This is a genomic window from Azospirillum brasilense (assembly GCF_003349955.1).
Taxonomy (GTDB): Bacteria; Pseudomonadota; Alphaproteobacteria; order Azospirillales; family Azospirillaceae; genus Azospirillum; species Azospirillum brasilense_B.
The window spans coordinates 85715-106649 of sequence record NZ_QLKQ01000001.1; the positions used below are offsets into that span (position 1 = coordinate 85715).

19 protein-coding genes are annotated in these 20935 nt (G+C 69.2%); 12 read left to right on the plus strand and 7 right to left on the minus strand.

What is annotated here, in order from left to right:
• The first annotated feature begins 94 nt into the window (after positions 1-94).
• Positions 95-451: a Lin0512 family protein gene (locus DXK32_RS00390; protein WP_014241764.1), complete on the plus strand. Its 357-nt coding sequence runs from the start codon at positions 95-97 to the stop codon at positions 449-451.
• A gap of 37 nt (positions 452-488) precedes the next feature.
• A complete protein-coding gene (locus DXK32_RS00395) occupies positions 489-1310 on the plus strand; it encodes a hypothetical protein (protein WP_114856683.1) in 822 nt (273 codons plus the stop codon).
• A gap of 19 nt (positions 1311-1329) precedes the next feature.
• Here the strand turns inward: DXK32_RS00395 and DXK32_RS00400 are convergent, their stop codons facing one another.
• Positions 1330-1590, minus strand: a complete 261-nt coding sequence (locus DXK32_RS00400; protein ID WP_114856684.1) for a hypothetical protein — start codon at positions 1588-1590, stop codon at positions 1330-1332.
• Between the two features lie 154 nt (positions 1591-1744).
• On the opposite strand from DXK32_RS00400, the gene exbB reads away from it, so the two are divergent.
• The 3 genes from exbB to DXK32_RS00415 are packed head-to-tail and all read left to right on the plus strand — an operon-like array spanning position 1745 to position 3952.
• On the plus strand, positions 1745-2686 hold the full coding sequence (gene exbB, locus DXK32_RS00405; protein ID WP_247876896.1) for a tonB-system energizer ExbB: 942 nt from the start codon (positions 1745-1747) through the stop codon (positions 2684-2686).
• 4 nt (positions 2687-2690) lie between these two features.
• Positions 2691-3113, plus strand: coding sequence for a TonB system transport protein ExbD (gene exbD / locus DXK32_RS00410; protein WP_014241770.1), 423 nt, complete (start codon positions 2691-2693; stop codon positions 3111-3113).
• Between the two features lie 2 nt (positions 3114-3115).
• Positions 3116-3952 (plus strand): energy transducer TonB, encoded by an 837-nt coding sequence (locus tag DXK32_RS00415; RefSeq protein WP_247876897.1) that lies wholly within the window; start codon positions 3116-3118, stop codon positions 3950-3952.
• Positions 3953-3994: 42 nt separating this feature from the next.
• Here the strand turns inward: DXK32_RS00415 and DXK32_RS00420 are convergent, their stop codons facing one another.
• From DXK32_RS00420 to DXK32_RS00430, 3 genes are all read right to left on the minus strand, one after another.
• On the minus strand, positions 3995-4621 hold the full coding sequence (locus tag DXK32_RS00420) for a response regulator transcription factor (protein WP_114856686.1): 627 nt from the start codon (positions 4619-4621) through the stop codon (positions 3995-3997).
• A complete protein-coding gene (locus DXK32_RS00425) occupies positions 4618-6264 on the minus strand; it encodes an ATP-binding protein (RefSeq protein ID WP_114856687.1) in 1647 nt (548 codons plus the stop codon). The genes DXK32_RS00420 and DXK32_RS00425 overlap by 4 nt, the downstream gene beginning before the upstream one ends.
• A 150-nt stretch (positions 6265-6414) precedes the next feature.
• A complete protein-coding gene (locus tag DXK32_RS00430; protein ID WP_114856688.1) occupies positions 6415-7674 on the minus strand; it encodes a Glu/Leu/Phe/Val family dehydrogenase in 1260 nt (419 codons plus the stop codon).
• Positions 7675-7969: 295 nt separating this feature from the next.
• Here DXK32_RS00430 and DXK32_RS00435 point away from each other — a divergent pair, with 295 nt between their 5' ends.
• Positions 7970-8362: a GreA/GreB family elongation factor gene (locus DXK32_RS00435; RefSeq protein WP_114856689.1), complete on the plus strand. Its 393-nt coding sequence runs from the start codon at positions 7970-7972 to the stop codon at positions 8360-8362.
• Positions 8363-8537: 175 nt separating this feature from the next.
• Positions 8538-9689: a DUF2325 domain-containing protein gene (locus DXK32_RS32875; RefSeq protein ID WP_247876898.1), complete on the plus strand. Its 1152-nt coding sequence runs from the start codon at positions 8538-8540 to the stop codon at positions 9687-9689.
• A gap of 53 nt (positions 9690-9742) precedes the next feature.
• Here DXK32_RS32875 and DXK32_RS00445 read toward each other — a convergent pair whose 3' ends face one another.
• Positions 9743-11764, minus strand: a complete 2022-nt coding sequence (locus tag DXK32_RS00445; protein WP_162801020.1) for a methyl-accepting chemotaxis protein — start codon at positions 11762-11764, stop codon at positions 9743-9745.
• 325 nt (positions 11765-12089) lie between these two features.
• Here DXK32_RS00445 and DXK32_RS00450 point away from each other — a divergent pair, with 325 nt between their 5' ends.
• The gene (locus DXK32_RS00450; protein WP_247876899.1) at positions 12090-13175 is read left to right on the plus strand and encodes a hypothetical protein; all 1086 of its coding nucleotides are present in this window, start codon (positions 12090-12092) and stop codon (positions 13173-13175) included.
• 16 nt (positions 13176-13191) lie between these two features.
• Here DXK32_RS00450 and DXK32_RS00455 read toward each other — a convergent pair whose 3' ends face one another.
• On the minus strand, positions 13192-13593 hold the full coding sequence (locus DXK32_RS00455; protein ID WP_114856691.1) for a DUF1398 domain-containing protein: 402 nt from the start codon (positions 13591-13593) through the stop codon (positions 13192-13194).
• A 33-nt stretch (positions 13594-13626) separates the two neighbouring features.
• The gene (locus DXK32_RS00460; RefSeq protein ID WP_114856692.1) at positions 13627-14085 is read right to left on the minus strand and encodes a MarR family winged helix-turn-helix transcriptional regulator; all 459 of its coding nucleotides are present in this window, start codon (positions 14083-14085) and stop codon (positions 13627-13629) included.
• A gap of 412 nt (positions 14086-14497) precedes the next feature.
• Here DXK32_RS00460 and DXK32_RS33385 point away from each other — a divergent pair, with 412 nt between their 5' ends.
• The 4 genes from DXK32_RS33385 to DXK32_RS00480 all read left to right on the plus strand — a co-directional run bounded on the left by DXK32_RS33385 (position 14498) and on the right by DXK32_RS00480 (position 20912).
• Complete coding sequence (locus tag DXK32_RS33385; RefSeq protein WP_114856693.1) at positions 14498-15988, plus strand: methyl-accepting chemotaxis protein; 1491 nt, start codon at positions 14498-14500, stop codon at positions 15986-15988.
• A 263-nt stretch (positions 15989-16251) separates the two neighbouring features.
• Entirely contained in the window at positions 16252-17028 is a 777-nt protein-coding gene (locus tag DXK32_RS00470; protein ID WP_114856694.1) for a substrate-binding periplasmic protein, read from the plus strand.
• Positions 17029-17035: 7 nt separating this feature from the next.
• Entirely contained in the window at positions 17036-17857 is an 822-nt protein-coding gene (locus tag DXK32_RS00475; protein WP_247876900.1) for a substrate-binding periplasmic protein, read from the plus strand.
• A gap of 13 nt (positions 17858-17870) precedes the next feature.
• Complete coding sequence (locus DXK32_RS00480; RefSeq protein WP_114856695.1) at positions 17871-20912, plus strand: response regulator; 3042 nt, start codon at positions 17871-17873, stop codon at positions 20910-20912.
• Positions 20913-20935 lie beyond the last annotated feature (23 nt).

The window sequence follows — 20935 nt, forward strand, 5'->3', positions numbered from 1 at the left end:
TCCGCGGATTGGAAAAAGCGGCGCCCCGGAGGCGGCAGCGGCGCCACTCTCGCGCAATCTGTGCGGAACCGATACCCAGGGAAGGACCACGACCATGAAGCAGGTGATGTTCGTCGAACTCGGCATGGGCGCCGATCTGCACGGTCAGGACGTGACCAAGGCCGCCGTGCGCGCCGTGCGCAACGCCATCGAGCGCAACTCCATGCCCGGCATGCGGGCGTTGGTCGATGGCGACACCAGCCGGATGCAGGTCCGCGTCCATCTCGCCGTTCCGGCGGACGCCGACCGTCTGGACCTGGAGGCCGTGCGGGCCGTCTTCCCCTACGGACAGGTGTCCTTCAACGTGGTGTCCGGCGGCATGCTGGCGCCGAGCGGCATCTTCCTGGCCGACAAGAACGACCGCAACGAGATGATCTACATCGTCAACGCCGCGGTGGAGGTCGGGGTGTAAGGTTGCCCCCGCCCCTTTTTCGTGCCAGCGTCGGGGCATGAAGCGCGCGCTCCGAACCACCCTGATCGCCGTCGGCATCCTGGCCGGCGGCCTTGTCACCCTGACCGTGGGGGTGGTGGCCGCCCTGCCGGTGATCGCCGGCCACATCCCGCTGGAACTGTCCCGAGTCGTGATGAGCGACGGGCGGCGGCAGGTGGAGATGCAGGGCATGGTCCATGTCGCCAAGCCGGAGTTCTACAGCGGCATCGCCCGGCACATCGCCCAGCGGCGTCAGGAGGGTTGGCTGGTCTTCTACGAGGAGGTCCGCCCCGACGACTCCTCCAACCCCGCCGGGGTGGCCGACGTGCTGCGCCGGCTGGGGGCGGACTGGAATCCGGACAGCAAGCAGCATCCCTATGAGATGATGGCGAGTCTGCTCGGCGACGGGCTGGTGCTTCAGGACAACCGCGCCCTGATCGGCCCGCCGGGGCCGGACGCCCGCAACGTCGACGTCACCCTGTCGCAGCTTCTGGCCGCCCTGCCCCCCGACGACCCGGACGAGGCCGATCCGGACACCATCGATCTGGCGCAACTTCGGGACGAGTACGGCAAACTGCCGGGCTGGGTGCAGAGGCGCGTCCAGGCGGCCATCCGGATCATGCTGGCCACCACTGCGTCGGGCTCCATGGTGCGCGAGGCCCTGCCGCCCGCGCTGACCACCCTGCGCGAGGACAAGGTGGTGGCGGCCATCAAGGCCGAGCCGGACCGCAACATCCTGATCCTCTACGGTCAGGTGCACATCGGCCACATCCAGACCATGCTGAAGGAGGCCGACGCGCGGTGGCGGACGGTTTCTTCCAAGGCGATCCAGGCCTTCTGAGCTGTCGCCGGATGCCGGATCACCAGATCTTGCGGGCAAGATCCTCGCCGCGGGTGGCGAGTTCCTCGAAACGGCGGCGCGCCTCATCCTCGGCGCTCCAGCCGCCGGGGGCGATGACGGCTTCGGCGGCGTCCGGACGGTCGGGCACGCCGGGACGGTTGCCCGCCTCCCCGTGAAGACCGTAGACTTGGCCGTCGCGCGCTTCGATCACGGCATAGCGGCCGTCCCGCTCCACGAGCCGGAAACTGCCATGTTCCGATACGGTCCGGACCTTGGGCATTGCAATCTTCCCTTGCGGTTCACATGTCACGCCCCGAACAACCGCCGCGATGCCCATTTGTCGCATGGCAGCAATATAGCACTTTATGGGTGCAAATGAGAGTCGTTCGCACTATACAGGAAGGAAGTCAGCCGCAAAGAAGTTTGAACCGCCAATGTTCACAGCGCTTCACACCCGTTCCATCGCCGCGATGGCCGCCGCCGGCACCTTCCTGTCGAGCGGAGTTGGCTGGGCGCAGGGCACCCCCGCCACCAACGGCGCCGCGCCCGCGGCACCGGCCCCCATGGCGGCCCCCATGGCGGCGCCCGCCGCCGACACGCTGACGGCTCCGCTGGCCGCCCCGGACGCCGCGGCTGGCGCGGCCGCCGGGCTGGACCACATGACCGCCGCGACGGCGATTCTTCCGCACGACCTGTCCCCCTGGGGGATGTTCATGGCGGCGAGCCCGGTGGTGCAGGCGGTGATGATCGGGCTGGCGCTGGCCTCGGTGGCGACCTGGACCATCTTCCTCGCCAAGTCGCTGGAGCTGTCGAAGGCCAAGCGGAAGGCGCGGGCCTCCCTGGCGGCGCTGGAGCAGGCGCGCTCGCTGACCCAGGCGGCGGAGAGCATCGGTTTCGAGAAGACTCCGGCCACCGCCTTCCTGCGCGCGGTGATCGCCGAGGCCCACCAGTCCGCCGACGCCCCCTCGCAGGACGGCCTGAAGGAGCGCGCTGCCTCCCGCCTGGAGCGGATCGAGGCGGCGGAGGGGCGGCGCATGATGCGCGGCACCGGCGTCCTGGCCAGCATCGGCTCCACCGCCCCCTTCGTCGGGCTGTTCGGCACGGTGTGGGGCATCATGGTCAGCTTCATCGGCATCGCCAAGTCGCAGACGACGAACCTCGCCGTGGTGGCGCCGGGCATCGCCGAAGCGCTGCTGGCGACGGCCATCGGCCTCGTGGCGGCCATCCCGGCGGTGGTCATCTACAACGGCTTCGCCCGCTCCATCGGCGGCTACCGCGCCCAGCTCGGCGACTCCTCGGCGGCGGTGCTGCGGCTGCTGAGCCGCGACATGGACCGCCGCGCCCTGCCGCGCGCCGTGTCCAAGGCGGCGGAGTAAGGCCATGGCGGCGCGTCTCGACGACGGCGACGATCTCACCGAGTCGCACGATATCAACGTCACGCCCTTCATCGACGTGATGCTCGTGCTGCTCATCATCTTCATGGTGGCGGCCCCGCTGGCGACGGTGGACGTGCCGGTGGACCTGCCGGCCTCGACCGCCCAGCCGCAGCCGCGGCCCGACAAGCCGCTGTTCCTGACCATCCAGGCCGACAAAAGCCTGTCGGTGGGCGACACCCCGGTGGCGCGGGAGTCCCTGGCGGCGGCGCTGGACGGGGTGACGAACGGCGACAAGGGCGCCCGCGTCTTCCTGCGCGCCGACCGCAGCGTGGATTACGGAGCGCTGACCGAGGTGATGAACGCGCTGCGCGCCGCCGGCTATCTGAAGATCGCCCTGGTCGGGCTGGAAGGCGCGGCCGCGAAATGAGCGTGGCGACCTTCGATCCAAACGACCTTCCGGACGGCGAGGAGCGCACGGCGCCCGCCCTGGCGCGCTGGGGCGGCAGCCTGGCGGTCGTGCTGGGCGCCCATGCCCTCATCGCGCTCGCCGCGCTGTCCTGGCACGTCGCGATGGAAGAGGCGCCGGCCATGGCGCCCGCGGTGATGCTCGATCTGCCGCCGATGCCGGAAGCGCCGGCCGCGGAGCCGCCGCCGACGCTGGAATCGATGCTCCCCGAACCGGAGCTGCCGCCCGAGCCGGTGATCGAGCCCGAACCGGAACCCGAGCCCATCCCCGAGATCGCCCCGGAGCCGCCCCCGCCCGTGCCGGCGGAGGTCGCCCTGCCGGAACCGCCGCCCAAGCCGAAGCCCAAGCCCAAGGAAGAGCCCAAGCCGAAGCCCAAGGCCGAACCGCCGAAGCCGCGCCCGCAGCCGCAGGCACAGCCCAAGCCGGTGACCGAAGCCCCGGCCAACCCCGCTCCCGCCGCACCGCCCGCGGGCGCGCCGGCCCAGGCGGCGCCGGTGCCGCGCAACAGCAACGCGCTGCCCACATGGCACGGCGCCGTGCTCGGCCATCTGGAGCGTTACAAGCGCTACCCCCGCATCGCCCAGATGCGGCGCCAGCAGGGCGTCCCGCAGGTGGCGATCACCATCGACCGGCAGGGCCGGGTGGTGTCGGTGCGGCTGCACAAGGGCTCCGGTTTCGAAGCGCTGGACGAGGAGACGATCGCCCTGGTCGAACGCGCCTCCCCGCTCCCGGCCCCACCGCCGGACGTGGCGCAGGACCGCATGGAGCTGGTGGTGCCGGTGCAGTATTTCCTGCGCTGAGCCGCCGTTCGACCACTCAAGCGTCGGAGAGAGGGATGCGCATCACGGTGTGTGCATCCACAGGCGCATGAGTTCCGGAACCGTCCGGATGTCGAGCTTGCTGAGAATGTTCGCCCGGTGGGTCTCCACCGTGCGGACGCCGATCCCAAGGCGGATCGCGATGGCCTTGTTGGCGCAGCCCTCCACCATCAGCGCCGCCACATCCCGTTCACGGGGGCTGAGAAGGGCCAGCTTCGCCAGGGCGGATTCCGCGGCGGAGCGGTCCCGGCGCTGGTGGGCGTCGCGTTGCAGGGCCTCGTGGATGCGGCGCAGGAAGACGCCGTCGTCGAACGGCTTTTCCAGGAAATCGACCGCCCCGGACCGGAAGGCCGTCACGGCCGAACTCACCTCGCCATGGGCGGTGATGATGATGACCGGCAGCCCGCAGCCGCGCCGGGACAGCTCCTCCTGAAGCTCCAGCCCGTCCATGAAGGGCATGCGGAGGTCGGCCACCACGCAACCCGGCTGCTCGGGGCTGTAGCGGTGCAGGAACTCCAACGCGTTGACGAAGGTGCGCACGGACAGGCCGGCCACCTCGACCAGAACGGAGAGCGCGTCGCGGACCGCCTCGTCGTCGTCGATGATGAAGACGGTCGGTTCGCCGGTGAAGGAATTGTTTGTCTGGGTCATGGCACGGCCGGGTGTCGGGACGGGGCTGCGGGCAGAAAGACCTGGAAAACGGCACCGGTCGCGCCGGTGCGGCCGAGCCACAGCCTGCCGCCGTGGCTTTCGACGATCGAGCGGCAGATCGGCAAGCCGAGCCCCATGCCCGCCGGCTTCGTGGTGGCGAATGGCGAGTACAGGTGGTCGACCATGCCCGCCGACACGCCGGGACCGCTGTCCTCGACCTCGAAGGTCAGGCCGTTCGGCGGCGTGGCCCGGACCCGCAGGACGACCTCGCGCACCGGGCTGTCGGCCGCGGCGATGGCCTCGATGCTGTTGTGCACGAGGTTGAGGAGGACCTGCTCGATCTGGATGCGGTCACACAGCACGAGGGGAAGCGGCTCCGTCATGTCCACCCGGAGCTGGACCCGGTTGTAGGCCGCGTCCCCCCGCACCAGCGTCAGCGTCTCGCGCAGGATCTCGCTGGCCGGTTCCGGCGCCAGTTGGAGCGACCCTTTGCTCAGGAAGGTGCGCAGCCCGCGGATGACCTCGCCCGCGCGCTCCGCCTGGATCACCGCCTTGTCGATGAGTTCGTGGGCGCGCGGCGGCGTGTCGTCGCCTTCCAGGAGACGCTGGGCGGCGCGCGCGTAGCTGATGGCGGCCAGCAGCGGCTGATTCAGCTCGTGGGCCAGGGCGGACGCCATCTCTCCGGTCACCGTGAGGCGGGAGAGATGGGCCAGCTCGGTCTGGTGTTCGCGCAGCCGGGCCTCGACCTCGCGCCGCTCGCTGACCAGGGCGCCGAGGAACAGGGCCGTGATGGCCAGGGCCAGCATCAGCGTCTGGTGGTAGACGACCGCCCCCAGGGGAAGGCCGATCGCCTGAAGCCCGGCGATCAGGCCGCTCTGGATGGCCAGCGCCGCCAGCACCGCCCCCGGCAGGCCGTGCGACACGGCCACCCAGACGAGGGGCAGGAACAGGAGGTAGAACAGGTTGAACTGACCGTCGCCGATGGGCAGGAAGACCAGCAGGAGCGCAGCGGCGATGGCCGCCGTCTGGGCGGCGGTGGGTGTCTTCGGCACGCTCCAGGCGGGCGTCTTGTCCGGCCGGTGCAGCAGGAGGACGAAGGGCGTGACCACGGCGATGCCGATGGCGTCGCCCAGCCAGTATTGGAACGCCAGCGTCGGCAGGTCGGCGGCTGGCAAGGCCCCGTCCTGGACGAACACGCCGACGAAGACGGGGGCCACGACGGCGGCGCTGAGAAAGGTGACGCCGACCAGCCAGCCGACATCGCGCACCCGGTTCAACGCCAGACCGATCCCCACCCGGTGGCGCAACACATGGGCTGCGGCCCCGTAGCCGGCGACGATGGCGAGATTCGAGAGCAGCAGCGAGGCGATCGAGGCGGGATGCCCCCGAACCACCAGATCGGCGAGGATCAGCGTGGCGTAGACCATCGGCAGGCCGCGCGCGCCGGTCCACAGCAGAAGCGCCATGTAGAGCCCGGCCGGCGGGTTCCACGGCGTGATGTTGAGGCTCGGGCGCGGGTGGATGAAGGTCAGCCAGTCGATGGGCAGATAGGCCGCCAGGAAGGCAAGGGACAGCAGGACCATGTCCCGGCCGGTCAGGATGGCCGGCGCTCCCGATGCACGGCTGGCGGATGGAAAAGGCATCTCAAAACAGTCTTTCGGGCTGCAAGGGCGGAACGGCGCGGGTGGACGAGGCACGGACTATACACGTCCCCCCGGCCCGTTCGCCCATCGCATGAGCGCCCATGCGGTGGACGGGGAGCCCGGCGGGTCCCCGTCCCCGCGACGCACGGATCAGCCGACGAAGAACGGCTGCGTTCCGTGCGCGGCGATGGCGTTCGACAGCCGCTCCAGCGCGTGGGCGTAGGCCGCCGTGCGCATCGGGATGCGTCTGGCCGTGCCCATGTCCCAGACCCGGCGGCCCTCGGTCTCCATGATCACGCGAAGGCGCTCGTGAATCTCGTCGAGGCCCCAATAGTAGCCCTGGCGGTTCTGCACCCACTCGAAATAGGACACCGTGACGCCGCCGGCGTTCGCCAGGATGTCGGGCAGGACGATGACGCCGGCCTCGTTCAGGATGCGGTCGGCGTCCGGCGTGATCGGGCCGTTGGCGAGTTCCAGGACGACGCGGGCCTTGATGAGCCCGGCGTTGCCCTTGTGGATCTGATCCTCCAGGGCCGCGGGGACCAGGATCTCGCAATCGGTGCCCAGCAGCTCGTCGCCGGTCACCGCGCGGGCGCCGTTCCCGGTATAGGCGGTCACCGAGCCGCCGCGCTCCTTGGCCTCCTGCACGGCCCGCGGGTCCAGCCCGTCCTCGCAGACGATGGCGCCGCGGGAATCGGACAGGCCGACGATGCGGTAGCCGTCCGCGTGCAGCAGGCGGGCGATGTGGAAGCCGGCGTTGCCGTAGCCCTGGATCACCACCCGGCGGGCCGATCCGGACAGGCGCAGATCCTCCTCCAGATGCTTGATCAGGTAGTAGCCGCCGCGCGCCGTCGCGTCGTCGCGCCCGAGCGAGCCGCCGAGCGGCAGCGGCTTGCCGGTGATGACCGCCGGGCTCGGCTGGCGGACGATGGAGCTGTACTCGTCGGCCATCCACCCCATGATCATGGAGTTGGTGTAGACGTCCGGCGCCGGGATGTCGCGGTCGGGTCCGATCATGCCGGCGAAGGCCTGCACATAGGCCCGCGACAGACGCTCCAGCTCCGACTTGGACAGGCTGTGCGGATCGACCTTCACCGCGCCCTTGCCCCCGCCGTAGGGCAGGTTCATCACCGCGCACTTGAAGGTCATCCAGAAGGCCAGCGTGGTCACCTCCTCCACGTTGGAACTCGGGTGGAAGCGGATGCCGCCCTTGGTCGGGCCGCGCGTGTCGTCGTAGCGGCACCGCCACGCCGGGAAGGAGCGCCGCGATCCATCGTCCATGCGCACGGACAGGCGGACGCTCAAGGTTTCCTTGGCGTATTTCAGTTTTTCGAGAACCTCGGAATCCACCTCGACGTGCTTGGCGGCTTCATCCAGGCGGCTCAACGCCCCCGAAAGCAGATCGTCCATTCCTTTTCCCCATGGTTTCGGTCAGGCGCACCGAAGGTTGGCCGCATCTCCTTCCTGGAAGGTTCTGCTCACTTCCCCTAAGGCATAGGACGGCTTTTCTACTGGGGAATAACCCGGATCAAAATATCCGTATTACTACGGAAACCTAGTAACACATTGAAAAACAGTGATAAATTTTTTACAGGTCGGCCTGCGTCCTGTGCTCCGTAATCATACGGATGGTCGCGGACAATGACCCTGGGCGAGAGTTCATCCGGGCTTGAATCACCGCCGCCACGCAGTCAAGGACGCATCGATGACCGAGGAAACCGATCGGCCGCTGATCTGGATCGGACGCATGGATTACGGTCGCCTGCTGCGGGCGATGGACCGGCTGGCCGTGCAGGCCCCGGAGGTCTCGGTGTTCCTGTCGCGGGAGTTGGAGCGGGCGATCGTCCGCCCGGAAGGCGACCTCCCCCGGACGATCGTGCGCATGGGCAGCCGGGTGCTGTTTCGTCGCGACGACGGCATGCCGCCCGAATGGGGGGAACTGGTCTACCCGGATCAGTCGCCCAAGGACGACCAGATCACCGTCGCCTCACCACTCGGGGTGGCCCTGCTCGGTCTCCGAGAGGGGGCCCACATGCCGTACAGCGACACGGACGGCATCACACGCCGGCTGATGATCGAGCGCATTCTCCCGGCCTGAGCCGCCTCCCCCGGAAGCGGACCCGCGTCGCTCTTCATTTGCAAATGCGAATGAATCGCATTATTAGTGGAGCATGTTCCGCTCCACGGCCCCGCTTGGCTCCGGACGGAACCGGAAACCCAACAGCCGAAGCCGATCGGGGGCGGAGACGATGTGTGAGCGTTGTCGGAAGACCGTGCCATCCTGTGCACTGGGACAGGCCAAGCGCCGGAAGCTGTGGACGATTCCCACGGAGTATCATTGCTCGATCGTGGGCACCTGCCTGTCGTCGGAGGATGTGGCGTGGCTGTGCCGGCGGCTGAAGCTGGTTCCCACGGCGGACGCCCGCCCCTACGACATCCACCGCTATTTCGTGGAGAAGGCCGCGGAGGACGGGCCGGAAGCCCGGCTGATGCACAAGCGGCTGGACGAGACCTTCGCCATCGCGGTGAAGCGCTTCGCGCGCGAGACGACCGAAGAGGGGTGGATGGCGCTGTGGACCGCCGCGGTGGCCTCGGGCGACGTCGCCGCCGCCTACTGGGGCGTGCTGAGCCACGGCGCCATGCCCGACGCGGTGCGGGTGCGCGCCTTCGCCGACGTGCACATGCTCTCCCACATCATGGGGGGCGAGAACCGCCGCCAACTGCGCGAGAACCGCGATCTGGCGCGGCGCTGCGAGGAGCTGACCGCCCGGCTGGCGAAGCAGGAGCGCGCCGCCGCCGAACGCGTCGCCGAGAAGGACGCCCGCATCCGGGAGCTGGAAGCACAGCTCGCCGCCCAGCGGGCCGCACCCGCGGTTCCGGAAACGCCCAACGTTCCGAAAACCCCGTCGGTCCGGGCGCCGGGCCAGGCGCGTCTGCTGCGCACCATGGACGCCCTGCACCGCCGCGTCGCCAGCGAGCGCATGCGCGCCCGCCACGCCGAGGCCGAGGTCGAGCGGCTGCGCCGCCTGCTCGACCCGCCGGCCGCGCAGCTCCGCCGCACCGCCGCCGCCGGGACGAACGCCCCGACCGATCTCGGCGGGCGGGCCATCCTCTATGTGGGCGGACGGACCAAGAGCCTGCCCCACCTGCGGGCGGCGGTGGAGACCCGCAACGGCTGCCTGCTTCACCATGACGGCGGGTTCGAACAGACGACCCGCTGCCTGGAAGGGCTGGTCGAGCGCGCCGACGTGGTGGTCTGTCCGGTCGACTGCGTCAGCCACGACGCCTGCCTGCGGGTCAAGGGGCTGTGCCGCCGCATGGGCAAGCCCTTCGTTCCCATGCGCAGCGCCGGCGCCACCAGCTTCGCCCGCATCCTGCACAGCTTCGGCCAGGACGGCGCCGGGGAGGAGTCCGCTCCCCACTGAGCACCGCCCGAGCGCTTGGTCCCGAGCGCCTGGTAAGGTCGCACCCGTTGCGGTCAGGCGCTGCGGACGCCGGCGAGGAAGTCGCCGACCTCGCCGGTCAGCCGCTCCGCCTGCTGCGACAGCTCCTGCGCCGCGCTCAGCACATGGGTCGCCGCCGCCCCGGTGTCGTTGGCCGCCTGCTGCACGCCGGCGATGTTGGACGCGACCTCCTGCGTGCCGACGGCCGCCTGATGGACGTTGCGGGTGATCTCCTGGGTGGCGGCGCCCTGCTCCTCCACCGCGGCGGCGATGGCGGTGGCGATCTCGTTCACCTCGCCGATCACACCGGCGATGTCCCGGATCGCCTCGACGGCGTCGCGCGTCACCGTCTGCACCTGGGCGATCTGCGCCGCGATGTCGTCGGTCGCCTGGGCGGTCTGGCTCGCCAGCGTCTTCACCTCGTGCGCCACGACGGCGAAGCCCTTGCCGGCGTCGCCGGCGCGGGCCGCCTCGATGGTGGCGTTGAGGGCCAGCAGGTTGGTCTGGCTGGAGATCGCCTGGATCAGCCCGACCACCTCGCCGATGCGTTGGGCGCAGCCCGCCATCAGCCGCACCGTCTCGTCCGTCCGCCGGGCGTCCGCGACGGCCCGCGTCGTGATGGCCTGCGACTGGGCGGCGCGGTTGCCGATCTCCCGGATGGAGGCGGTGAGCTGTTCGGTCGCCGCCGCCACGGTCTGCACGTTCGTCGAGGCCTGTTCCGACGCGGCGGCCACGGCGAAGGACTGCTGGTCGGTCTGCCGGGCCGCCGCCGACATGGAGCCGGCGGTCGCCTCCATCTCCGTCGCGGCGGAGGACAGGGTGCCGACCAGCCCGCTCACCTTGGCTTCGAAGCCCCGTGTCAGCCGGTCCAGATCGGCCGCCCGCCGCTCGCGCGCCTCCCGGTCGCGCCGCTGCTCGGCCTCCAGCCGCTCGCGGGCGACGGCGTGCTCCTGGAAGATCGCGACGGCCTGCGCCATGGCGCCGATCTCGTCGCGGCGCCCGGTGCCGGGGATGGCCGCCGTCAGATCGCCATCGGCCAGTTGCCGCATGGCCTCGGTCATCGCCGTCAGCGGGCGGACGATCCGCCGGATCACCAGCAGCGAGCCTCCGATGCCCAGAATCAGGCTGAGCGTGAGCACGGCAAGGCTGACGAGCAGGTCGGTGCGCGCCTCCTCCGCGGCTTCCGCGACCGCCGCGTCGATGGCGGCGCCCACCGTTCCGGCCAGCCTGAGGATGGAGTCGATGCCCATGGTCGCCCGGCTCATCCAGTCGTCGACGGTCAAGGGATAACGGCCGTCCGCCCCTCCCTTCTGCACCGCCTGCCGGGTCTCGGCGAACGCTTGGAAATACGCGGTTTCGACCCCGTCGATGGCCCGCGCGAGGTCGGGCGCGATGTCCGGCCGGGTGCGCAGGGCGCGGATGCCGTCCCACGCCTGTTCCAACCGCCCGCGGGATTTCGCAAGGGCTTCGGCCTGTCCGGGGGCGACCGGTCGCCCACTGGCGATGAGGGCGCTGAACAGACCACGCTCCCGCCCGGCGTGTTCGGCCATGTCGGCCGCGTAGCCGCGCAATTGGACAAGTTGCAGCGTTGCCGGTTTCGGCGGCGGAGCGACCGCCTCCAGCAGCAGGCGCAAGGCGCCGATCCGTTCGATATGGGCTGTGATGGTGCCGGCGAAGCCCGACACCACCTGCGGCGGACGCCCGCCGGCGTCGCGGGCCAACGCCTCGTCCACTCTGCGCCGGTCGTCCCGGAAGGAGGCCGACGATGCCTCCACCTCGTTCAGGCGCGGACCGTGCGGGACCATTTCGGGAATGGTGGGAAGCGCCTCCAGCGCGGTGCGCAACGCGGCGTCGGCGGCATCGCGGCGCTGCTGCAGCCGGGCGAGCCGTTCAGGGGGCAGCGCACCGGCCCCGTTCAGCGCTCCGTTGGTGGCTCCCCGCTCGAGGGCGAACTCTCCGGCGGCGACGACCAATCCACCAGCCACCCGATTGACGTTCCGGTAAGCCGACGCCGCTTCGACGCCGCGAAGGGCCACGAGCGCGGCATCTCCCGCCATGAAAATTCCAAGCAGGGCAAGCCCGCCAACAATCACCGGTAGAGTGACTTTGATGGACAATAATCGCATCACAGAATCCTCGAAAACGGACAGCATTGTCCGATTCAAAGGCAGAGCAAGACGTCTTTCCTTGATTTCGGTCAAAGAACCTTGAAACGCCACATCAGGAGCGTGTTCTCCACAAAGTTCCAAAATTGACGATAGATATTGCTGATTTTCTTTTAGAAAATTTCCACATGGCGTTTGAAAATGACAGGCTGGGGTGCGGCTAAAGTTGCGGGGTGCCGTTCCGCCCTGTGCTACAGTGCCGCCGGAAGGAGCCGTCATGCCGTCTGAACACCCGTCGCCCGAAACCTCTCTGCCCAGCCAGGACGCCCCCGAACCCCTCTTGAAGCTGGGTGATGCGCCGCGTCCGGCCGCCATGCCAGACAGCCTTGCCGCGGAGGTCGCGGGCTGGCGCTTCGTCCTGCGCAGCCCGGTGGCCGCCAGCTTCTATTCCAAGCCGGGAACGCCATGGCTGGCGCCGCCGGAGGGCTGCCTGCGGGCCAGCGACCGATGGAATCTGGGCGACGCCTTCTCCACCGACCAGCCCGTCGAGAACGGCGCGCAATGGGCCGCCGCACGGTTCGAGGGCGGGGTGTGGCGTGTGGAACGCTGCGTTCCCGCCGCCGCGCGCCCGGCGGCGCGCGACCTGCTGCGCCTGCGGGTGGAGCGGCTGACCGCCGCCCGCCGCTGGACGCATGGCGACCTGGAGCTTCTGCACAGCCTGCTGGACGGCGGGGCGATGGCGGAATCCGTTCTGCTGGCCGGCGACGAGGGGCGGGCACGCTCGCTGCGGTCGCTGAAGGCCCTGGGGCTCGCCGGAACGGCCTCCGCGGACGATCCGGAACTGCCCGACGAAGCGAAGGCCCTGCTCGCGGCCGGCGCGGGGAGCGTCGTCTGGCTCGACGCCGACGCGCGGGAGATCGCCGACGGCATCCTGTCCTGGCACGCCAGGAAGCAGGCGCGCGCCGCCGCGCGGGTGAGCCGGGGCGCCGAAGCCAAGCAACGCGGCGAGGACATCAAGGACGCCCTGACCAAGGCGGTGCAGCGGGCCTTCCCACGCATCCCCAAGGAGGCCGCCGCCGCCGCCGCCGCCCGGCTGGCGCCCGGCGTGAAGAAGCTGGGCCGCATGCCAGCGCTGCAACCCATCGTCGACGCGGTGGCGGAGGTGCGGCTGGAGCGCTGGCGGCAGGCCGTGGCGTCGGACCCGGAGGTGGCGAAGCGCTTGGCCGCCATGGAGGCGCGCGGCGACGCGAACCGTGCGCTCAAGCGCTACCGCGACCAGCGGGCGGTCGAGCGCGCGGAGGCCGAGTTGAAGGAGTGGCGCGGCGACCTCGGCCCCGTGCTGTCCCGCCGCCTGGGCTGGTGACGGAGGTAAGGCGGCGTCAGCGTGCGCTGGGGAACCACTCGGTGTGGCTGTCGCCGCTGCGGCCGTAATAGACGACCCGACGGCCCAGGAGGCTGACCGTCCAGCCGGCGCAGCCGGCCCGCAGCACCCGCTCGCAGAAGCCGCCGTAACGGATCGCTCCGGACTGGATGGCGCGGACGGCGGCTTCCACCCCCTCCGCCGAAAAGTCCAGGGCCGGCGGCAGCGGGGAAGGTCGGGCCTCCAGCCGCTCCGTCGTCCCGTCCGGGAAGTAATAGGTGGTTTCCGCGCGCACGAGGTCGGTGTGGTAGCGCTCCACCCCCGCGACGGCCAGCGCCGCGACAACCTCGGGGAAGGTGGTGCGCTCCTCGTCCGAAGCGCGGCTGCACTCCCGCAGGATGGCCGTGATTTTGGAGTTCATGACATTTCCTCCGTGCAAGCGCGCGCGTCGCGGTCAATCGATGGGAATGGAGCGCAGCCCCATCCGGCGGACGATGCCCTTCAGAGTCTCCTCGATCCGTGCCCGCTCGGCGGGGTCGAGGTGGCCGAAGAAATCCGCGTCGTTGCGGTCCGCCAGGGCGGCGAGGTCCGGCACCAGCGCCCGCCCCTGCCGGGTGAGCGCCAGCGTCTGGCAACGCCGGTCGTCCGCATCGGTGGTCTGGGTGAGCAGCCCCTTGGCGGCGAGCCGGTCGGCCAGTTTCGAGATGGCGCCCCGCGTCATGCCCAGCCGGTCGGCGAGAAGGCTGGGCGCAACGCCGTCGCGGCTGTGGAGGTCACGCAGGACCACCCATTCGGCGACGGTCACCCCCCGTTCCGCCAGCTTCGCGGCGAAGGCGTGGGACACATGGTTCGACACGAAGCGCAGCCAGTAGCCGAGATGCGCGTCGAGGGGGCTGATGGTCGATTCGGGCAACCGGCACTCCCGCTAGTTTCCTAGGAAACTATAGCGTGATGGTTTCCTTGTCAACTGTTGGGAAAAACGGTTCGACATCGCGGTGAAGCACTCTGTCACCAAGGCCCATCCGGCAGCGGGGACGGCGCGATCCAGACTTGGCACGTGAGACCAGCAAGGATTGACGATCTGTCTGGTAATTTCTGTTCCGCAAATGCTTCTGAAATTTACCAGGGACGAGTCAAAACTGATGATGCAGGACTGATTTGGCCAGAGATCCGCCATTGTATATTACAAACGCCGTAAACGATAAGATTATGACCATTTGACGCGCCACTATGTAACAAATTTATTTGAAATCCATGATTAGTGGCATCTAAATCAATCCCGCGTACCTTCCAACGGCCATTTCCACAAGCCCCCTGGTGATGCCATGTTCAGACTCCTGTCAACGAAGCGCGCGGAAGAAACAGCCAAGCTCGCGGCGCTGGATGCCGCGCAGTCCATTGTCGAACTTTCGCTGGACGGAATTGTTCTTTCCGCAAACGACACATTTGTTGCGGCGCTCGGCTGCAGCCGGGACGCGGTCAAAGGCCGGCAATGGTCATCGGTTCTTTCCCTTCACGGCGAGGGAGGCGGCAACCCGAAGGGCTTGTGGGACGCGCTGCGGCGGGGCGAACCGTGGTCCGGGGAATGCCTGCTGCTCGGCGCGACGGGGCGGGAGACGTGGGTCCAGGCGATCTTCGCGCCGATCCGCGACCGGGGGGGCCGCACCACCAGGATCGTGGTCTGTGCGATCGACATCACCGCCGTCAAACGCCACGCCGCCGACCAGGAGGGGCAGATCGCCGCGATCAACAAATCGCAGGCGGTCATCGAATTCGACATCACCGGCAACGTCCTGACGGCGAACGCCAACTTCCTTGCCACCATGGGCTATCGGCTGGACGAAATCGCCGGCCGGCACCACGCCATGTTCGTGGCGCCGGAGGAGCGCAACAGCGACGGCTACCGCCGGTTCTGGGACGCGCTCCGTCGCGGCGAGCATCAGACGACCGAGTTCCGACGGTTGCGCAAGGATGGCGGGGATGTGTGGATCCAGGCCAGCTACAACCCCGTCTTCGACCCGCAAGGCCGCCTCGTCAAGGTCGTCAAGTTCGCCACCGACATCACGGAGCGGGTGAAGGAGCGGCTGAACCGCGCCGGCGTCGGGCGCACGGTGGATGGCGACCTCGGCCACATCAGCCAAGCCATCGCCGATGCCAACCGGCAGGCCGCCGCCGCCGCGACCGCCGCCGCCCAGACCAGCCACACCGTGCAATCCGTCGCCGCAGGCGCCGAGGAACTCGTCGCCTCCGTCAACGAGATCAGCCAACAGACCGCCACCGCCTCCGTCATCTCGAACGAAGCGGTCGGCGAGGCCGAACGGATCGGCGCGACCGTCGAGGAGCTGGTGGAGGCCGCCAAGCGGATCGGCCTGGTGGTCAAGATGATCTCGGACATCGCCAACCAGACCAACCTGCTGGCGCTGAACGCGACCATCGAGGCCGCGCGGGCCGGGGAGAACGGCAAGGGCTTCGCGGTGGTCGCGACAGAGGTGAAGGCGCTGGCGACCCAGGCGGCCAAGGCGACGGAACAGATCACCTCGCAGATCGCCAACGTACAGGGGGCCACCGATTCCGCCGCCCGCGCCATCAGTTCGATCGGCGGGACAATCCGCAAACTGAATGGCATCTCCACTGCCATCGCGTCTGCCACGGAGGAGCAGAGCGCGGTGGTCCGCGACATCTCGGCCCACATGCAGCTCACCGCCGACGCCATCACGACCATCAGCGGCAACATGGCCGGCATCGCCCGCGCCACCGAGGAAGCCGCGGAATCGACCGGAAAGGTCAAGGCGCTGTCGCGCACCCTGGCGGCCTGACGATCGCCAGGGTCGGTAAAACCCGAAGGAAACACCGGCGACGGGCGATCCGCAAGACACCATCCCGGCGATATGCTCCAGAGATAAAACAACTTATGAGGTTAATACCAGCTTGACCGGTCTTTTCTTGATGGTATTGTCTCGAAGAAGCCGGAAAATGGTCCGGTGAAAGCGTGGAAGTTCAATCCAGGCGCTCCGTATCCGCGGCGCCGAAACGCCGAACGGGCGCCGCGCTCCATCGTTCCGCTTTGCCGAGGCCGCTTATGCACCGCCTGATGCCGTTCCGCACCGTCGCGACCCTGTGGCTTGCCATCCTGCTCTGCGTTCTGGCAACGGTGTCCGCCCGTGCGGACGAGGTCTACCGGGTGCTGACCTGGAGGATGGCGCCCTACGCGATGGTGGATGAGCAGGGCACGCTGACCGGCTTCGAGGTGGAGATCGCCCGGGCGCTGTGCGACACCATGGGCATCCGCTGCGAGATCACCGCCCTGCAGTTCCCGGAGGTTCTGGACCTGCTCGACCGCAACGCCGCCGACTTCGCGGTCGCCAGCATCCTGAAGACTCCGGAGCGGATGAAGAAATACCTCTTCACCGACCGCCACAAGAGGTCCAGCTCCAGCTACATCGGGCGGGCCGGGGAATGGACGCCGGGCGTGGCGCCGGATCTGGCGGGGAAGCGCGTCTCCGTCACCCGCGGTTCGAAGCAGTATGATTACCTCGCCGCGAAGAACACCGGCTGCACAACCGTGATCTACGACGATCAGGCGGAGGCGCTGCGCGCCGTCATCGATGGGCGGGTCGATCTGGCGCTGGCCCCGACCGCCGTCACCGTCCACCTGCTGACCAGCGCGGAGGGAGAGGCGCTGGAGGTGGTGGGCGACCCGCTGACCGAGAGCGGACTGGGCGGCGAATCCGCCATCGCCCTGCCGCTGGGGCGCGAGGAACTGCGCGACCGCGTCAACATGGCCCTGCGCGCCATCCTCGCGGACGGGCGCTACGACGCCATCAGCTCCCGCTTCCTGCCCTTCCGGATGTACTGAGGCCCCGATGGGTTTCCGCATGCGCTTCCCCGCCGCACCGGTCCTTGCGATCATCGCGGCCCTGTCCGCCGGACTCGCGCTGGCCCAGACGGCACGGGCGGACGCACCGCCGCCGGCCGGCAAGCCGTTCCTGCGCATCGTGGTCATCGACCATTCGCCGCCCTTCAGCGACCGTAACGCCGACGGGCTGCTGGTCGGCTTCAACATCGATTTCGGGCGCGAGCTGTGCCGGTCGATGGACGTGGTGTGCAGCTTCGACGCGGCCCCCTTCAAGCAGATCATCGACGACGTCGCCGCGGGACGCTTCGACATCGGTTTCGGCAACGTCCTGCGCACGCCGGACCGCGAGCAGCGGCTTCTGTTCTCGATCCCCTACTGGCGATCAAGCACCAGTCTGGTCGGACGGCGGGGCGTGCCCGAACTGGGTCTGGAGGACGCGGTCCGCAGCCGGCGCATCGCCGCCATCCGCGGCTCGCGGCAGCACGCGGCCCTGCTCCGCCTGGCCGGCGCCGATCCGGCGCTGAACGCCAACGTGATTCCCGTCTCCACACTCGACGACCTGTGGGAAGCCATGCGCAGCGGTCAAAGCGACATGGCCATCGGCCCGACGCTGAACGTGGTGCATTTCCTGCTGTCCGATTCCGGGGATGGTTTCGAAACCATCGGCACCCCGATGTCGGAGGATGGGCTGGGCGGAACCGTGCACATCGTCTTCCCGCCCGAGCGGCACGCGCTGAAGGAGTCGGTGGACCGGGCGCTGACGGCCTTGCGCAACGACGGCACCTATCAGCGGATCAACCGCAATTACTTCCCCTTCGACATCTACTGATCCGGAACCGGCCATGACGCCCGCCCGCGACCGCAGGCATCCCCGCGTACGGCTGCAGCCGGCGATTCTGACCGGCGGCGCGATCCTGCTGGCGCTGATCGGCCTCCTCTTCCTCGGCATCGTCGCCGAACAGGGCAAGATGGAACGGCTGGCCGCCGACAGCCAGGACCGCATGGTGCCGCTGATCCTGGAGCGCCAACGCGCCGTCGTGAATCTGGAGCGGCTGAAGCAGTCGGGGGCGATCGTCCTGTCCGCCGACGACGCCCGCCGCCGCCGCGAGGCCCTGCTGGCCGCCCAGGCGCTGGCCTTCCACCCGACCTTCCAGTTCGATCCCGCGCTGAAGCGGCAGGTGACGGACGCCTACGCGGTGATCCGGCAGGTCTCCTCGGCGAAGGCGCGGCGGTTGGAGAGTCCCCCCTCCGGCGATGCGGTCGCGCCCGCCGAGGAGGAGCGCCTCGCCGAGAAATGGGCGCAGACGCTCGTCGAACTGAACACGGTCGGCGACCGGCTGCTCGTCGACGTGACCGAGCTGACGGCTGGCCGGCTGGGTCAGATCCAGGAACGCACCCGTCTGGTGTCGCAGGTCATCCAGTTCGCCTTCGTCGCGGTGCTGGCGATCTTCATCGCCGCGGGGCTGCTGATCCGCCGCCATGTGGTGCGGCCCCTGCTCTTCGCGGCCGACGGTCTGCGCCGCATCGGCGAGGGCGAGCGCGACATCCGGCTTCCCGGCGCCCGCACCCAGGAGCTGGACAGCATCCTGAACGCCGTCGTCCGGCTGGGCACCCAGGCCGAGGAGCTGCGCCTGACCCGCGACCGGGCGGAGGCGGCGTCCCAGGCGAAGGCCAGCTTCCTTGCCAACATGAGCCACGAGATCCGCACCCCGATGAACGCGGTGATCGGTCTGTCGCATCTGGCTCTGAAAACCGACCTGACGCCGCGCCAGCGCGACTACGTGCTCAAGATCAGCCAATCCGGCCAGCATCTGCTGGGCATCATCAACGACATCCTGGATTTCTCCAAGATCGAGGCCGGGAAGCTGAGCGTCGAGCGCACCGGCTTCCACCTCGACAAGGTGCTGGGCACGCTGGCCGACCTGATCGCAGAAAAGGCCGCGGCCAAGGGGCTGGAACTGATCTTCGACGTCGCCCAGAACGTGCCCAGCGACCTGCTCGGCGATCCGCTGCGCATCGGACAGATCCTGGTCAACTACGCCAACAACGCGGTCAAGTTCACCGAGCGCGGCGAGATCGCCATCATCGTGCGGCTGGAGGAGGAGGTCGGGAGCGAGCTTCTGGTCCGCTTCGAGGTGCGCGACACCGGCATCGGTTTGAACGACGACCAGAAAAATCAGCTCTTCCAAAGCTTTCAGCAGGCCGACGCCTCGACCACCCGAAAGTACGGCGGCACCGGTCTGGGGCTGGCCATCTCCAAGCGGCTGGCCGAGCTGATGGGCGGTTCGGTCGGGGTGGACAGCGCGCCGGGCCGTGGCTCCTGCTTCTGGTTCACCGCCCGGCTGGGCCGCGACAAGCCGCGCCGCGTTCTGCTGCCGCGGCCGGACCTGCGTGGCTTGCGCTGTCTGGTGGTGGACGACAACGAGAACGCCCGCGTCGTGCTGACCGACATGCTGTCGGCCATGTCCTTCACCGCGGAGGCCGTGGAGTCCGGCCCCGCCGCCATCCAGGCGGCGCGGTTCGCGGCGCGCGAGGGGCGGCCCTTCCGTGTCGTCCTTCTGGATTGGCAGATGCCGGGCATGGACGGCCTGGAGACCTCCGCCGGCCTCGCCGCTTTGGAGCTGGACCAGGCCCCCCACCACATCATGGTCACCTCCTATGGCCGGGAGGAGGTGCTGAAGGGTGCCGAGAACACGGCGATCGAAGAGGTTCTGTTCAAGCCGGTCAACCCGTCCGCCCTGTTCGACGGCATCATGCGGGTTCTGGGCGCGGACGAGCAGACGGCGGACACCCCTTCGGCGACCGCCGCCACGTCCGCCGCCGACCTGTCGCACCTGCGCGGCGCCCGCATCCTGCTGGCGGAGGACAACGACCTGAACCAGCAGGTGGCCTGCGAGCTGTTGGGCGACGCCGGGCTGGTGGTGGAGGTCGCGGAGAACGGCGCCATCGCCGTGGGCATGGTGCAGGCGGCCCACTACGACCTCGTGCTGATGGACATGCAGATGCCGGTCATGGACGGCGTCGCCGCGACCGTGGAAATCCGCCGGCTGGGCTTCACCGGCCTGCCCATCGTCGCCATGACCGCCAACGCCATGCAGGCCGACCGCGACCGTTGCCTCGACGCCGGCATGAACGATTATCTGGCCAAGCCCATCGACCCGGATGCGCTGTGGGACACCCTGCTGGCCTGGATCACGCCCCGGCCGGGGTTGGGCGCCGGGTCCCCGGCTCCCAACCCCGCGCCGGCTGTGGAAGACCCGGGCGACCTGCCCACCGGCGTTCCCGGACTCGACACCGTCACCGGGCTGTCGCGGGTGCTGGGCAAGAAGCGTCTCTACCTCGACCTGCTGCGCAAGTTCTCCGCCGGACAAAGCGGAGTGGTCACCGCGATCCGCTCGGCGCTGGACGCGGGCGACGTCATCACGGCGGAGCGGTACGCCCACACGCTGAAGGGAACCGCCGGCAACATCGGCGCCCACCCGGTCCAGGATGCCGCCGAACAGTTGGAAACGGCCATCCGCGATGCCCGGCCACGCCCGGAGATCGACGCCCGGCTGGCCGCGTTGAAACCGCCTTTGGGTGCCCTTCTCGCCCATCTGGACGCGGCACTGACGACGAACGGCGACGGCGCGCCGTCCGCGGTCCCGCCGGCCATGGTGGATGCGGCCGAACTCCGCGGCCTGTGCCACCGGCTCCGCCAGCTTCTGCTCGACAGCGATCCCGACGCCGAGGACGTGCTGACGGCGAACGCCGACCTTCTGCAAGCGGCCTTCCCCGATCGGTTCGAAGCCATCGTCGGCCAGATCCGCAATTTCGACTTCGACGAGGCCGCCGCCACCCTGGACGCGGCCCTGATCGACCGCGGCATGACCACCCAATCCTGACAGACGCCGGCCCCCCGGCTTCC

Bases quoted from the DNA above. Each gene is read 5' to 3' on its own strand.
- DXK32_RS00390 (WP_014241764.1), top strand. From the start codon at position 95: ATGAAGCAGGTGATGTTCGTCGAACTCGGCATGGGCGCCGATCTGCAC.
- DXK32_RS00475 (WP_247876900.1), top strand. From the start codon at position 17,036: ATGGGTTTCCGCATGCGCTTCCCCGCCGCACCGGTCCTTGCGATCATC.
- DXK32_RS00420 (WP_114856686.1), bottom strand. From the start codon at position 4,621: ATGACCCAGACAAACAATTCCTTCACCGGCGAACCGACCGTCTTCATC.
- exbB (WP_247876896.1), top strand. From the start codon at position 1,745: ATGTTCACAGCGCTTCACACCCGTTCCATCGCCGCGATGGCCGCCGCC.
- DXK32_RS00455 (WP_114856691.1), bottom strand. From the start codon at position 13,593: ATGAACTCCAAAATCACGGCCATCCTGCGGGAGTGCAGCCGCGCTTCG.
- DXK32_RS00435 (WP_114856689.1), top strand. From the start codon at position 7,970: ATGACCGAGGAAACCGATCGGCCGCTGATCTGGATCGGACGCATGGAT.
- DXK32_RS00430 (WP_114856688.1), bottom strand. From the start codon at position 7,674: ATGGACGATCTGCTTTCGGGGGCGTTGAGCCGCCTGGATGAAGCCGCC.
- DXK32_RS00400 (WP_114856684.1), bottom strand. From the start codon at position 1,590: ATGCCCAAGGTCCGGACCGTATCGGAACATGGCAGTTTCCGGCTCGTG.
- DXK32_RS00395 (WP_114856683.1), top strand. From the start codon at position 489: ATGAAGCGCGCGCTCCGAACCACCCTGATCGCCGTCGGCATCCTGGCC.
- DXK32_RS00425 (WP_114856687.1), bottom strand. From the start codon at position 6,264: ATGCCTTTTCCATCCGCCAGCCGTGCATCGGGAGCGCCGGCCATCCTG.
- DXK32_RS00480 (WP_114856695.1), top strand. From the start codon at position 17,871: ATGACGCCCGCCCGCGACCGCAGGCATCCCCGCGTACGGCTGCAGCCG.
- DXK32_RS33385 (WP_114856693.1), top strand. From the start codon at position 14,498: ATGTTCAGACTCCTGTCAACGAAGCGCGCGGAAGAAACAGCCAAGCTC.
- DXK32_RS00450 (WP_247876899.1), top strand. From the start codon at position 12,090: ATGCCGTCTGAACACCCGTCGCCCGAAACCTCTCTGCCCAGCCAGGAC.
- DXK32_RS00445 (WP_162801020.1), bottom strand. From the start codon at position 11,764: ATGGCGGGAGATGCCGCGCTCGTGGCCCTTCGCGGCGTCGAAGCGGCG.
- DXK32_RS00470 (WP_114856694.1), top strand. From the start codon at position 16,252: ATGCACCGCCTGATGCCGTTCCGCACCGTCGCGACCCTGTGGCTTGCC.
- exbD (WP_014241770.1), top strand. From the start codon at position 2,691: ATGGCGGCGCGTCTCGACGACGGCGACGATCTCACCGAGTCGCACGAT.